Source organism: Rothia endophytica (assembly GCF_039543885.1).
In the GTDB taxonomy this organism is placed as follows: Bacteria; Actinomycetota; Actinomycetes; order Actinomycetales; family Micrococcaceae; genus Rothia; species Rothia endophytica.
This window is the reverse complement of record NZ_BAABKP010000001.1, coordinates 1,141,738-1,154,919: the sequence shown is the minus strand read 5'-3', so window position 1 is coordinate 1,154,919 and position 13,182 is coordinate 1,141,738. Positions and strand designations below refer to the sequence as shown.

Here is a 13,182-nt window from a genome sequence, read left to right as displayed (position 1 = left end):
TTACATCAGTAGCAATTAGCTGAACGAATCACCACATGCACATGACCCCTGCGCATTGGGGTTATCGATTGAAAAACCCTGCTTTTGAATGGTGTCTTCAAAGTCAATGGTGGACCCATCGAGGTAGGGGACGCTCATGCGATCAACAATTACCTCAACACCGTCAAAGTCACGGATAGCATCACCTTCCAGTACACGCTCATCAAAGTAGAGCTGGTAAATAAGACCTGAGCAACCGCCGGGCTGCACAGCAATGCGCAGTCGTAAATCGGTACGACCTTCCTGTTCGAGCAAGGCTCGAACTTTTGCTGCAGCAAGGTCAGTAAGGTTCACTGCGTGGGTTGATACGTTATCGAGAACAGTCTCTGACATCAATTTTCCTTTCAAGAGGTGTTATTCAGCATCTAGTTTACGCTTTTAAAACTTCGAGCGCGAGGGGGCGCTACTCAATGGTGATGCTACTCCCCTAGCTCTTTTCAGCTAGCATCAAAGCTTCAGCGAGAATAGCTTTTTTGAAGTCAGGTATGTAGAGGGACTCGTTTGCACTGTGAGCTCTTGTGTCAGGATCCTCAATACCAGTAATGAGTATCTGCGCATCAGGGTACAGGCTCGTTAGGGTAGCTATGAATGGAATTGAGCCGCCCATGCCAGTAGTTACAGGTTCCACTCCCCATGCCTCAGAGAAAGCCGCTAAGGCTAGTTGAGCTCCCTCCCCAGCAGTGTCAGCGGAATAAGGCTGACCTGAATCTTCAGCTTGGTAAATAACTTCAGCTCCTAATCCATTGCGAGCTTCAAAATGACGTGCTAGGGCCCTGTGCGCGTCATCGGGGTTCTGGCCTGGTGCCAGGCGCACGCTAATACGAGCCTTAGATGTCGCCGCAATGGTGTTGGAGGATTCAGCTACCGAAGTAATATCCATGCCAATTACCGATATGGCAGGCTGCGCCCAGAGTCTGGATGATATCGAACCTTCACCAGCCAGGACCATGCTGTCTAGAATCCCTGAGTCCGCTCGGAAATCCCCTTCATCATAGTCAACCTCTGGTTGAGGTGAAGATAATAGACCTTCAACCGCAACCTTACCTTTATCATCATGAAGTGTCGATATCAGTTTCATAAGGACAGTGTGGGCATCGAGCAAAGGCCCACCAAACATCCCAGAATGAACCGAGTGGTCGCTAACCCTTACGGAAATATCACCGCTAGCTACACCCCTGAGGCTTGTAGTTAAAGCTGGCACCCCAGTTCGCCAGTTCGCTGAGTCAGCTACGACGATGTAGTCAGCCGCTAACTTTTGTTTGTAGTGTGACAAAAAGTCATCAAAACTGGGTGAACCTGCTTCTTCTTCACCCTCAATAAACAGGGTGACGCCTACCTTAAAGGAGTCACCTAAGACTTTCCTTACCGCTGAAAAAGCTGCTAGATGGGCGATTACTCCAGCTTTATCATCTGCAGCTCCACGGCCATAAAGCCTGTCACCAAGCTGGGTTGCAGTAAATGGGTCTGTCTTCCACAGCGTTAAATCGCCTGCGGGTTGTACGTCGTGGTGCGCGTACAACAAGAAGGTTGGGTACCCTAGACTAGCCTCTTTGCGGGCTACTACAGCGGGCATGCCCATCTTGCCCCCTGCGTACTCAACACTCAGTATTTCTGCCGACTCAAACCCAGCATCTACCGCAAGTTCACGAACTTTTTGCGCGCTATCGGTGACCTTTGAGATATCGAAAGACTCCCAGGCCACAGAAGGGATTGCAACTAATTCAACTAGCTTAGCCAGCTCCGCGTCGAACTGCTCTTCAATGAGATTAGCTAGCTGATCCTTGTGCTCAAATTTAAAATCATGCATCGTCATATATCTCAGAATACGCGTTAAATGTATTTAAAGGCACGAAATCGTTATCCTTAAGAGGTGTTTGGTCGTAAAAATAAAGCAGTAGAAACTGAAAGTCAGCAGTCCGCGGGGTCTATCAGGATTGAAAGAACAGAACCTCATCTGTCTGACTCTAAGTACACCCCTCCCAAGGGCCGCCCTACCCCCTCTCGTAAAGAAAGAGAGGCCGCACGCAAGTCACCTCTTGTGCCGGTAGATAGAAAGGCAGCTAAAGAAGCGGAAAAAGCAGCAAATCGCGAATTCCGCATCAAGCAACAACAAGCTATGCAGACCGGCGATGAACGTTATCTTCCAGTGAATGATCGCGGCCCGCAACGCCGTTACATTCGGGATTTCGTAGATGCACGATTTAACGTGGGCGATGTACTTCTTCCCGTCATTTTGTTAACCTTCATCATCGGTCTTTTCACCAGAGCCTTTCAGGAATACAGCATTTTGGTCATGTGGGCCTTTATCCTGCTGTGGTTCATTGATTTCTGGCTTCTATGGCGCAAGCTCAAGCCAAGGATTATCGCAAAGTTTGGTGCCGTAGAACCACGTTCCGGCTTCTACGCCTTTAACCGATCAATGATGATTCGTAGATTCCGTCTACCCAAACCTCAGGTTGCCCGCGGCCAATATCCCAGCTAAACTCAAGCTCTTATCAATGAACGGGGGGCCGGAACTTCTGTACAGAAGTTCCGGCCCCCCGTTTACTGACTACTTATTATTTTTTCGCAAAGCAAGAAGTTCTTTGTTAATACGAGCTGCCCATAGTGGGCCTTCGTAAAGAAAAGCGGTATAGCCCTGCACTAGCTGAGCTCCTGCATCCAACCTTTCTTGGACATCTTTGGCGGTGGTTACGCCGCCTACTGAAATCAGTGAAAGCTGGTCTCCCACCTCAGACTTAAGTATTCTGAGAACTTCTAGTGAGCGGCTTTTCAGCGGCTCCCCCGATAGACCGCCAGCACCGATTTCAGTAATTTTAGCGGTGTCAGAAGTTAGCCCCATACCATCTCTGGCTATAGTGGTGTTGGTGGCAATGATGCCATCCAGTCCCAAACGCACAGCCATACGCGCAATCTCAACGATATCTTGATTAGCCAAATCAGGTGCTATTTTGACGGCCAGCGGTATTCTACGACCGACAACAACTCTATCAGCCTCAGACCTTACAGCCTCAAGTAGAGGTTCAAGGGTTTCAATAGCCTGCAGGTCTCGCAGACCTGGGGTATTCGGCGAGCTAACATTCACCACCAGGTAATCTGCCTGGGGTGCCAATACACGTGTGCTCACCAAGTAGTCTTCGATGGCATCTTCAAGGTCTACAAGCTTGGTTTTTCCAATATTGACCCCGATAAGGGGGCGCAGTTTGCCTTTATACTCACTCTGTAAGTCGGCTCTTGCCGCTGCGACACGCGGTCCAGCTTCAGCAGCTCCCCCGTTATTAAATCCCATGCGATTGATGACAGCTTTATCATCGACCAAACGAAAGAGACGAGGCTTAAGGTTACCTGGCTGTGCCTGCCCGGTTAGCGTACCAATTTCGATATGACCAAACCCGAGGTTGCCCAGCGCTGAGATAGCGTAGCCCCCTTTATCAAACCCCGCCGCCATTCCAAAAGGTGAAGGGAAAGTCAGCCCCATAGCTTCAGTTTTCAATGACGGATGAGGCGCAAAAAACAGACGTTCACCAATTTTGGAAATACCGGTCTTGCGGAGTGTTTGCACACCCCACATGCCAATATGGTGGGCTCTTTCTGCATCCATAGGTTTGAACATCGTATTGAACAGGGTTGGGTATAACCTCACGGTCATTCCCCTTTCAGCCGCGGTAAAACTACCAGTTGTATATAAATCTAAATTAGCGAGAGGTAACCTGGTCGATAGCGCCACCGTATCTGCGATCTCGGCGTGCATACTGCTCGACGGCGTCCCACAGAACAGTTCGGTCAACATCTGGCCACAGGACATTCATAAAGACCATCTCGGCGTAAGCACTCTGCCAGAGGAGGAAGTTAGAAAATCTCTGCTCTCCTGAAGTCCGTAGAAATAGATCTACATCGGGAAGGTCAGGCTCATCAAGATACCGTTGAAAAGTCTTCTCGGTAATATGTTTGGGTTTTATTTTACCGTCAGCGACATCCTGGGCCATCAAGGCTGCAGCATCGGCAATTTCAGCGCGGCCCCCGTAGTTAACGCACATAGTGAGAGTGCAAACAGTATTATTCTTTGTTTCAGCTTCGCACTTCTCAAGTAGAGTAATGACAGATTTCCATAGTTTAGGGCGTCGGCCCGCCCATCTAATACGAACTCCCCACGACTTAAGGGTCTCTAGCTGCCGCTCCAGCACCTCTGAGGAAAAACGCATCAAAAAGGCGACCTCATCTGGTGATCGTTTCCAGTTTTCTGTAGAAAAAGCGTAAGCCGAGATGTAAGGAATACCCATCTCAATCGCTCCAGCTACCACATCGAGAAGTGCTGCCTCACCTGCACGGTGCCCTTCATTACGAGGCAACCCACGTTCGTTGGCCCACCTACCGTTACCATCCATCACTACAGCAACGTGTTGAGGAACAAACTTACGTGGAATGGACGGCGCAGTAGCACCGCTGGGGTGTGGATTAGGCAGAAGGTGGGACATAGGAGACTAGCTTTCCTTTTCTAAAATTGCGAGCGTTTTTAGTGGTCGCTCTAGATGCCACTGAGCATATTCCATCATAAGCCGTGAAGATTTGACGGAAAGGGAGGAAGCAGTTCCTAGCGTCCCAACGGTCTCCCAATCTCCAGCTTTGAGAGCAGTGAGGTATGCGGGAGTATCTCCTGAAATAGGTGTGACACGTTGCACCAAGTTACCCCGCCCGCAGTTCTGACACAGGACTCCAACCTCAGCCGAGAAGTAGTTGAGATCATCGACAGATGCACAAATGCCGCAGGCAGAAGTTGCTAAACCCCACCCTGCTAAAGAAAAAGAGCGGGCGATGTAAGAATCAAGAATTCTGTAGGGAGAATGAGATCGGCGAGCCAATGCAGAAAGTGCTCCTGCCAGCAGCGAAAATTGACCCGAACCAGCCTCCTGGTCGTTCTGCACCAGCTGTTCAGCTAACTCACAAATAACAGCTGCAACGGTAAACACACCGTAATCAGCAGCAATAGGGGCAGCGTAGGCCCTTCTCGTTACCACCTGAGAGATGGTTGCTAACTTTTTTCCGCCGGATGCCGAAAAGTCAACCAGCATAAAGGGCTCAAGGCGGGCACCGAACTTTGAAGAGCTGCGTCGTACCCCTTTAGCCACCGCATGGACGATGCCGTGCTCCCGGGTGCACATAACAATGATACGGTCGGTCTCCCCCAGATTCTGGGTGCGCAAAACAATAGCGCTATCGCGAAAGGACTTATTCATTGATAGCGCTGAACTCACACTCATATTCTTTCATACCCTGTGCACTCTGTCAGTCACAGAGAAAAAAGAAATCGGCGGGGCTGAACCTCCAGGAGGCTAGCCCCGCCACGGAAAACTTATTCTGAATCTCTAATCGCTCGATTGACCGCCGAAATCATTGCCTTCAACGACGCGCGGGTAGTAGATGAGTCAATCCCAACGCCCCATAGAACCCGGCTTCCAACCGCGGCTTCGATATAGGAAGCTGCCTGCGCATTAGCGCTTGAAGCAAGAGTGTGTTCCGAGTAGTCCAGGACACGAATATCTACCCCCTCCTTGGAGAGGATGGACTGCAGGGCCTCAATGGGACCACTGCCTTGGCCCACTCGCTCATAGCGATGACCTTCAATGACCAGACCAGCACGCATCGTGGTGGCACCGTGCTCTTCAGAATCAATAGACAGGGACTCAATGCGGTACTTGCCCCAGCGGTTCTCAACATCGGTGCTGGGCAGGTATTCATCAGCAAAGATGTTCCACAAGACCGGACTTGAAACCTCACCGCCCTGCGAGTCAGTTCGCGCTTGAACAATGGTAGAAAATTCCTGTTGCGCTCGTTTGGGGAGATCCAAGCCGAAATCCTTCTTCAGCAGATAGGCGACGCCGCCCTTACCCGATTGTGAGTTCACACGGATAACTGCTTCATAGGTGCGCCCCAAGTCCTTGGGGTCAATGGGCAGGTAGGGAACTGACCACACCATGTCATCAATATCTTTGCCTGCAGCCTGGGCATCCTTCTCCATACGCTCAAAACCCTTTTTAATAGCGTCCTGGTGAGAACCGGAGAAAGCAGTAAAGACTAAGTCGCCGCCGTAGGGTGAACGCTCATGAACTGGTAGCTGGTTACAGTACTCAACGGTAGAGCGAATCTCATCAATATTGGAGAAATCGATTTCTGGGTTCACACCTTGAGTGTAGAGGTTCAACCCCAGGGTTACCAGGTCTACGTTGCCGGTGCGCTCGCCATTACCGAAAAGGCAACCCTCAATACGGTCTGCCCCCGCCATATAGCCTAGCTCTGCAGCGGCGACACCGGTGCCTCGGTCATTGTGCGGATGCAGGGAAAGAACGACGTGTTCACGGTTGGTTAGATTGCGGCTAACCCACTCAACAGAATCAGCGTACACATTGGGAGTAGCCATCTCGACGGTTGCCGGCAGGTTGATGATAACCTCACGCCCCTCGCCGATACCCAGTTCGTCAGTTACCGCATTGCATACCTTGACAGCAAATTCAAGTTCTGTGCCGGTGAAGGATTCCGGAGAGTATTCGTAGGTGATTTTAGTATCAGATACCATTTGCTCTTCGAACTTCTTGCACAGACGAGCACCGGTCAGAGCGATGTCCAAAATACCGTCCTGATCCTGGTTAAAGACAACGCGTCTTTGCAGAACAGAAGTTGAGTTATAGAAGTGCACAATGGCTCTGGGGGCACCTTCAATTGCCTCAAAGGTCTTTTGAATCAGGTGTTCACGGCACTGCACCAGCACCTGAATCGTGACATCAGCGGGGATATGACCCTCTTCAATGAGGGTGCGCACAAAATTAAAATCGGTTGCAGATGCTGAGGGGAAACCCACCTCGATTTCTTTGTAGCCCATCTTAACCAGCAACTTGAACATGGCGAGTTTGCGCTCTGTGTCCATGGGGTCTATCAGAGCCTGGTTACCGTCACGCAAATCTACCGCGCACCATCGAGGTGCTTTAGTAATAGTTTTGTTTGGCCAGGAACGATCCGGAAGCGATACCTGAATCTGCTGATTAAAAGGGACGTACTTGTGCACTGGCATAGAAGCCGGCTGCTGGAAATTTTTCATGAGGTGTACTTTCAGCGTGAGATTTATAGTTCTAAGAAACAGGAACAAACCCGTAGCGCAGCATGACCTGTATAACCGCGCTACGGCAAATAAGCATTTCCATATGCATCTCACTCATGTGTTCAAGGTATCACGCGTTTTTTAGCCACCGGTAGTAAGGTCACACTATTTCCACTATATGAAAAGCTCCCGCTGACACGGGAGCTTTTATATTTAGTAGTTAAAGGACTGCTGGCAGGTGACCTGATCAGCGGTCTGCCCGGTGACACCGGAGGCTATACCAGCATCTTGCGATTCGACTTTGTCATGCTCTGCTAAGTCTGAGCCAACTACTACCTCAATGCCGATGTACTGGTCAGAAGGTGTGAGGGTAGTAATTCCAAAGATATCCGCGACAGCCTGGGCTTCAGCCTCAAAACCGTAGGGGTAAACGATAGATGAGGTTGAATACTCGGCGGCGTTTTCGTCAACGGTGGTCTGCTTGAAACCGCGATCAGTGATATCCGATGCTAGAGCAGAACCTCTATCATCGACGCCTGAACCGTTGGATACGGAGACGGAGACATCATAGTTCAGCGAATCAACGTCCTCTTCTGCCGTTTCTTCTGTGGCAGCCGGCTCAACAAGACTCTCGTCCTTCTGCAGTTTCGTGAAGAAAGCCTCAGATTCGGTGGATAATTGCAGTTTATTGTCATCTAGGACGTAGGGTTCGTTGGGAACCGTTGCAAAAACAACTTTGCTGAGGTCAACTGTTGAGAAAATCGACCCCACACTGACCAGCGTAGATAGATCGGTCAGCCCCTTATCAACCGTGACGTTCTGGGTGACGGCTTCGGCCATACGGTAGAGCATGCTGGGGTTAGAAAGAGTGCCCTCCGACTGAACCTTGCGGAGCAGGGAAGACAAAAAGCTTTGTTGAGCTTTAATACGGGCGGTATCGCTCCCATCACCAAATCCGTGACGTGACCGAAGGAAAGCAAGGGCCTGCTCGCCTTCAACGTCGGAGGTTCCAGCCTCCAACTTCAAGCCACTGTAGGTGTCATCAATATCTTCTGTGACGCAAACCTGGACCCCACCAACAACGCTGGACAGTGCCTTAACAGCGTTGAAATCAACCAGCATAAAGTGATCAATTTCTACACCGGTGATGTTACTGATGGTAGCGACAGTGCAGCCCGGGCCACCACGCTCGAGTGACTCGTTAATCTGTGTATCTTCACTAGCGGCGTAGACCTGGCCCGTCTCAGCGTCGGTGCACTTAGGGATATCTACCATTAAATCGCGAGGGAACGACACCACATTAACCATCTGGCGGTCCTCACTGATCTGAAGCAGCATCATTACATCTGAACGGGCCCCGGACTCTGCATCAGCCTCATCGCCGTAAGCAGCGTTATTACCTGAACGGGTATCGGAGCCAATGACCAAAATATCGAGTGGACCACTCGCCAAATTGCCGACTAACTCCCCCACATTCATCTCAGCGGTGTGAACATTCGAGCGCAACCTGGCCAGAGCGAAGCCACCCAGCCCGAACACTAAAAGCAACATAGCTACGCAACCGAAGGCAAGCCATTTCAAACGCTGAGACTTCTGGGGCTGAAGTAGCATGTGGCGCCCATGTGTAGCTGTTGAAGGCTGAGGGGAAGAGCCTAAAAAGGCCATTCATAAACTCCGTTTCATAGATACCGACGATAAGCACCGTGGTTCAAGGTAATGCTTAAAAATACCCACAAATTCTTATGGTTCTTAGCTCAAAAGCTGAAAGGAAGCCTAAAAGCCTAACTTGCCCAGAGCCTTGGGGTCCTTCTGCCAGTCCTTAGCAACCTTTACATGAATCGATAGGAAGACCTTGGTGCCCAGCAGCGTCTCGATATTCTTGCGCGCTGTCTGACCAATTTCTTTCAGGCGTGCACCCTGTTTGCCGATAATAATTCCCTTCTGAGAATCACGTTCAACGAACAAGTTAATGTGGATATCCAAGAGCGGGTTTTCCTCACTGCGCCCCTCCCTGAACTCCATCTCTTCGACGGTAACTGCAACCGAATGCGGTAGCTCGTGAGTGACGCCTTCCAAGGCAGCTTCACGAACCAGCTCAGCAATGAGAGTGGCCTCAGGTTCATCGGTCAGTTCACCGGTGGGATACAGAGGAGGAGAATCAGGCAGATGTGTTGAGAGTAGCTTGGCTACCTCCTCAACCTGATAGCCATTGACTGCAGATACAGGAATGATATCGGCCCAGCCGCCGCGTCCGTCGTTCACTACGCCGCTGGCAGGTTCACCCTTAGCGCTAGCCCGAGAAGCAGCCGGGCCACTACCCTTACGGAAGGGCATTTGTTCGCCCTTTTTCTTGCGCTCTTGCCGATCGCGACGCTGTTTGCGAGCTACTCGCTCCGCGCTCATAATCTCATCACCCAGAGCCGAAACTTCAATGAGCTGCTCGGTCAACTGTTCGTGGCTCACCTTATCTGCTTTGGTAACAATCGCTACGATGGGCTTGTTTCCAGAGGCAGCAAGCTGTTGAGCAATATAGCGATCACCAGGCCCAATCTTCTCATCAGCCGGAATGCAGAAGCCAATAACATCAACCTCAGAAAGAGTTTCAGCTACGAGATCGTTGAGACGCTCTCCCAGCAGAGTACGCGGCCGGTGCAAACCGGGAGTATCGACCAATACCAGCTGAAAATCATCGCGGTGCACGATACCGCGAATGGTATGACGGGTGGTTTGTGGGCGGTTTGAAGTAATAGCAACTTTCTGCCCCACCAGCGCGTTGGTCAAGGTTGACTTGCCGGCATTAGGGCGCCCAACCAGCACCGCAAAGCCAGCCGAATAGTCATCGGGAAAAGCTGCAAAATCCACTCAAAAACTCCAAGTGTTGGTCTCAATAAAAAACTACAGACCACTCTACAACCTTTTACCTATGCCCCTTTGAGTTTGTTCGGTAAGTCGGTACCTCTGCGGTATAAGTCTCCTCACCGCTTCTCCTGTTGAGGCTAAAATCAACAAGCCGCCCTTTCCAACCCAAGGGCTGGAGAGGGCGGCTTTGCCGAGGTGTCTACTGTTCAACAGGCTGTTCACTCGCTTCGACGGTGACAGGGGGCTCTGCCCAGACTTCTAGGGTGCCAATCTTATTGCGGCGACCGCGGGCACCAATTGCTTTGATATGGATGCCCTCCACGACTACTTCACTACCAATAATAGGTACTCGTCCCAGGTGCTTAGAGAGCAACCCTCCTACCGTCTCGACGTCTTCATCTTCGAGGTCAACACCAAAGGTTTCTCCCAGTTCTTCGACCCCTAGACGGGAGCTGATACGGAAGGTGCCATCTTCCTGCATTACTACTTCTGGTTTCTCGTTGTCATACTCATCGGCTATATCACCAACAAGCTCTTCAATCAGATCCTCAAGAGTAACCAGCCCTGAGGTGCCCCCGTATTCATCAACAACCACCGCCACGTGGGTTGACTCCCTCTGCATTTGCTTGAGCAAGTCCATCACCCGCTTGGTTTCAGGTTCAAAACGGGCCGGGCGCATGAGCGAAGCGATACCGAGAGCTGAAGCTTGACCTGTGATTCCTCGATAGCCCTCGATGGTGTCTTTCAGATAAAGGACACCCCGCACATCGTCAAAAGAGTCGCCCAAGACGGGCATGCGAGAGTAACCTGAGCGCAAGAAAAGATTCAGGGCATCATCTAAGCTCTCATCGAGGTCGATAGTGACCATATCTGCGCGAGGCACCATCACCGAGCGGATGCGAGTTTCATCCAGCTCAAAGATCGACTGCACCATCTCAGCTTCATCGTCCTCAATAGCTTCAGAGGACGATGCCCGGTCAACGAATTCGAGAATCTCATCCTCGGTAAAGATACCGGTGACCCGGTCTGAGTCTTTGGGGCTAAACTTGCGCGATAGCGCTGTCAGTAAAGATGAGAAGGGGCGTGTTAGAACCCCCAGGGCATAGGTTAGACCAGCCATTGTTTTAAAAACCTGAACGTGCTTTGTGCGGCCCACTAAACGCGGAGCCACCCCAAAAAAGGCAAAAATCAGGATAGTCATTACCAGTAAAGTCAGAACCACGCTGATCCAGGTGCGGTGGAATATCTCGGAAATCAAGAGATAAAAGCAGACTACCGCTGCGGTTTCCGCTAAAACCCGCCAGATGCGCAAGGAACGGAAGTAAGGTTCAGGGTCAGCAAGAATTGCCCGGACGCTCTTTTTACCGGACTCATCCGCTAACTCCCCCGCAACGGCCCTGGGCAGGTAGGTATAGGAAGACTCCATAGCGGTGAAAAGATAACCGATGAGAACTAAAACCAGTACACCGGCAGCGAGAAAGAAGACGGAAAGCACGGGTTAGTGCCTCGTTTCCACGGGAGCAGGGCGACCGAGAAAGTCTTCAAGAATAGTTCGCTGGATACCGAACATCTCAGCTTCCTCTTCTTTCGTGGCGTGATCGTAGCCCAGGCAATGCAGGATGCCATGGGTGGTGAGCAAACAGAGCTCATCAAGAGTCGAATGCCCGGCTTCTTTGCCCTGAGCAGAAGCTACCGGTGGGCAGAGCACGATATCGCCCAGCACACCAGTGGCCAGCCGGTCCGGTGTACCTGGAGTTAACTCGTCCATTGGAAAGGACATTACATCGGTTGGCCCGGGCAAATCCATCCACTCTAGGTGGATGCGCTCCATTTCAGATTCACCCACGACGCTGATGGAAAGCTCAGTCTCTGCAGAGACATTCAAATGAGCGAAAGCATGAGTTACTAAACGCTCTAGGACGTCTGTATCAACCTCAGCAAAAGACTGACGAACGGTTTCAGAAGCGTCACGGCCGGCATCCTCAATATCAAATTCAATGTTCATTAATGGTCCTTAGATACTTCAATACCCGATTTTTCAAGTAGCTTCTCAGCTGCAGCTTCAATGGTTTGGCGTTTGACCTTGCGGGTTTTACGGCGATCGATATTAGATTTCGTTTCGTCCCACCGATCATAGGCACTCACAATATCTGACACGAGCGAGTGACGGACCACGTCCTCAGCCTGTAGCAAAGAAAAATGAATATCTTCGACTCCCTCAAGAATCTGGCGAATTTGTTTAAGACCCGACGCATGCCCACCCGGAAGATCAATCTGAGTAACATCGCCAGTAATCACCATCTTGGAGCCAAAACCTAAGCGTGTGAGGAACATCTTCATCTGCTCAACAGTGGTATTCTGAGCTTCGTCCAAGACAATGAAGGCGTCGTTGAGGGTGCGGCCACGCATATAGGCAAGAGGCGCTACCTCAATGGTTCCGGCCTCCATCAGACGCGGGATAGACTCCGGGTCCATCATGTCGTGAAGCGCATCGTAGAGCGGGCGCAGGTAGGGGTCGATCTTCTCATGGAGCGAGCCGGGCAAGAAGCCTAGCCGCTCCCCTGCCTCTACCGCGGGGCGAGTCAGAATAATGCGGTTGACCTCTTTAGCCTGCAATGCCTGAACAGCCTTTGCCATAGCGAGGTAGGTCTTACCGGTACCAGCCGGACCAATACCGAAAATAACGGTATTAGCGTCAATGGCATCAACGTAGCTTTTTTGGTTGATGGTCTTGGGGCGGATGTTTTTGCCTCGTGAACTCAGAATGTTATGGCTAATGGCAGCAGCTGGATGAGCCAGCGTGGCTGTCATCATGCCCATAATGCGAGTGACCACTTCGGTGGTAACCTGGGTGTCATTTTGAACAAGCTGGACCAGTTCACCCAGCAACCGCACGGTAGTGCCTACGGTCTCAGAAGGGCCGGTTACCACAGCATCTAGCCCCTTAGGGCGGATGGCGAGACCCGGAAAAGCCTGTTCAATCAGGGTGATGTTGCCATCGTGGGGACCAAGGACGGCCACCATCTCTTCAACTGAGCGGAAAGAAAAAGTTCGAGCAACGGTTAGGGGGCGGTGCGTAGCGGATGCAGTAGTCATAGGTGACCTCGCAGGTCTTTCAGAGCTCCTTGGCAATAGCAAAGTGGGTAAAAACTACTTTACCGAGCGCGGGGACCAGGAGGTATAAGTTTTGCGGT

At 51.1% G+C, this 13,182-nt stretch carries 12 protein-coding genes; 1 reads left to right on the top strand and 11 read right to left on the bottom strand.

The features are described 5' to 3' along the window. Positions 1 to 15 precede the first annotated feature (15 nt). Both ABD982_RS05215 and ABD982_RS05210 read right to left on the bottom strand, forming a co-directional pair. Positions 16 to 372 (bottom strand): HesB/IscA family protein, encoded by a 357-nt coding sequence (locus ABD982_RS05215; RefSeq protein WP_251380089.1) that lies wholly within the window; start codon positions 370 to 372, stop codon positions 16 to 18. 94 nt (positions 373 to 466) lie between these two features. Continuing rightward, entirely contained in the window at positions 467 to 1,846 is a 1,380-nt protein-coding gene (locus ABD982_RS05210) for a dipeptidase (protein WP_345445308.1), read from the bottom strand. 63 nt (positions 1,847 to 1,909) lie between these two features. Between ABD982_RS05210 and ABD982_RS05205 the strand changes: the two genes are divergently transcribed. Beyond that, positions 1,910 to 2,521 carry a DUF3043 domain-containing protein gene (locus ABD982_RS05205; RefSeq protein WP_345445306.1) on the top strand — a complete coding sequence of 204 codons (612 nt, stop codon included), beginning with the start codon at positions 1,910 to 1,912 and terminating at the stop codon, positions 2,519 to 2,521. A gap of 69 nt (positions 2,522 to 2,590) precedes the next feature. Here the strand turns inward: ABD982_RS05205 and ABD982_RS05200 are convergent, their stop codons facing one another. The 9 genes from ABD982_RS05200 to ABD982_RS05160 all read right to left on the bottom strand — a co-directional run bounded on the left by ABD982_RS05200 (position 2,591) and on the right by ABD982_RS05160 (position 13,084). Beyond that, complete coding sequence (locus tag ABD982_RS05200; RefSeq protein ID WP_345445779.1) at positions 2,591 to 3,682, bottom strand: quinone-dependent dihydroorotate dehydrogenase; 1,092 nt, start codon at positions 3,680 to 3,682, stop codon at positions 2,591 to 2,593. 52 nt (positions 3,683 to 3,734) lie between these two features. Continuing rightward, a complete protein-coding gene (locus ABD982_RS05195) occupies positions 3,735 to 4,514 on the bottom strand; it encodes an isoprenyl transferase (RefSeq protein WP_345445304.1) in 780 nt (259 codons plus the stop codon). Between the two features lie 6 nt (positions 4,515 to 4,520). Then, entirely contained in the window at positions 4,521 to 5,291 is a 771-nt protein-coding gene (gene recO / locus ABD982_RS05190) for a DNA repair protein RecO (RefSeq protein WP_345445302.1), read from the bottom strand. A 98-nt stretch (positions 5,292 to 5,389) separates the two neighbouring features. Continuing rightward, positions 5,390 to 7,129 (bottom strand): 2-isopropylmalate synthase, encoded by a 1,740-nt coding sequence (gene leuA / locus ABD982_RS05185; protein WP_251380094.1) that lies wholly within the window; start codon positions 7,127 to 7,129, stop codon positions 5,390 to 5,392. A 213-nt stretch (positions 7,130 to 7,342) separates the two neighbouring features. Next, the gene (locus tag ABD982_RS05180) at positions 7,343 to 8,740 is read right to left on the bottom strand and encodes an LCP family protein (protein WP_345445299.1); all 1,398 of its coding nucleotides are present in this window, start codon (positions 8,738 to 8,740) and stop codon (positions 7,343 to 7,345) included. A 162-nt stretch (positions 8,741 to 8,902) separates the two neighbouring features. Continuing rightward, positions 8,903 to 9,991, bottom strand: coding sequence for a GTPase Era (locus ABD982_RS05175; RefSeq protein ID WP_345445297.1), 1,089 nt, complete (start codon positions 9,989 to 9,991; stop codon positions 8,903 to 8,905). A 196-nt stretch (positions 9,992 to 10,187) separates the two neighbouring features. After that, positions 10,188 to 11,483, bottom strand: a complete 1,296-nt coding sequence (locus ABD982_RS05170; RefSeq protein ID WP_345445295.1) for a hemolysin family protein — start codon at positions 11,481 to 11,483, stop codon at positions 10,188 to 10,190. A gap of 3 nt (positions 11,484 to 11,486) precedes the next feature. Continuing rightward, a complete protein-coding gene (ybeY, locus tag ABD982_RS05165) occupies positions 11,487 to 11,993 on the bottom strand; it encodes an rRNA maturation RNase YbeY (RefSeq protein ID WP_345445293.1) in 507 nt (168 codons plus the stop codon). Further along, on the bottom strand, positions 11,993 to 13,084 hold the full coding sequence (locus ABD982_RS05160) for a PhoH family protein (protein ID WP_345445291.1): 1,092 nt from the start codon (positions 13,082 to 13,084) through the stop codon (positions 11,993 to 11,995). The genes ybeY and ABD982_RS05160 overlap by 1 nt, the downstream gene beginning before the upstream one ends. Between the last annotated feature and the right edge of the window lie 98 nt (positions 13,085 to 13,182).

Excerpts from the sequence above, each read along its gene's own strand:
- ABD982_RS05210 (WP_345445308.1), bottom strand. The coding sequence starts at position 1,846 with ATGCATGATTTTAAATTTGAGCACAAGGATCAGCTAGCTAATCTCATT.
- leuA (WP_251380094.1), bottom strand. The coding sequence starts at position 7,129 with ATGAAAAATTTCCAGCAGCCGGCTTCTATGCCAGTGCACAAGTACGTC.
- ABD982_RS05195 (WP_345445304.1), bottom strand. The coding sequence starts at position 4,514 with ATGTCCCACCTTCTGCCTAATCCACACCCCAGCGGTGCTACTGCGCCG.
- ABD982_RS05215 (WP_251380089.1), bottom strand. The coding sequence starts at position 372 with ATGTCAGAGACTGTTCTCGATAACGTATCAACCCACGCAGTGAACCTT.
- ABD982_RS05160 (WP_345445291.1), bottom strand. The coding sequence starts at position 13,084 with ATGACTACTGCATCCGCTACGCACCGCCCCCTAACCGTTGCTCGAACT.
- ABD982_RS05180 (WP_345445299.1), bottom strand. The coding sequence starts at position 8,740 with ATGCTACTTCAGCCCCAGAAGTCTCAGCGTTTGAAATGGCTTGCCTTC.
- ybeY (WP_345445293.1), bottom strand. The coding sequence starts at position 11,993 with ATGAACATTGAATTTGATATTGAGGATGCCGGCCGTGACGCTTCTGAA.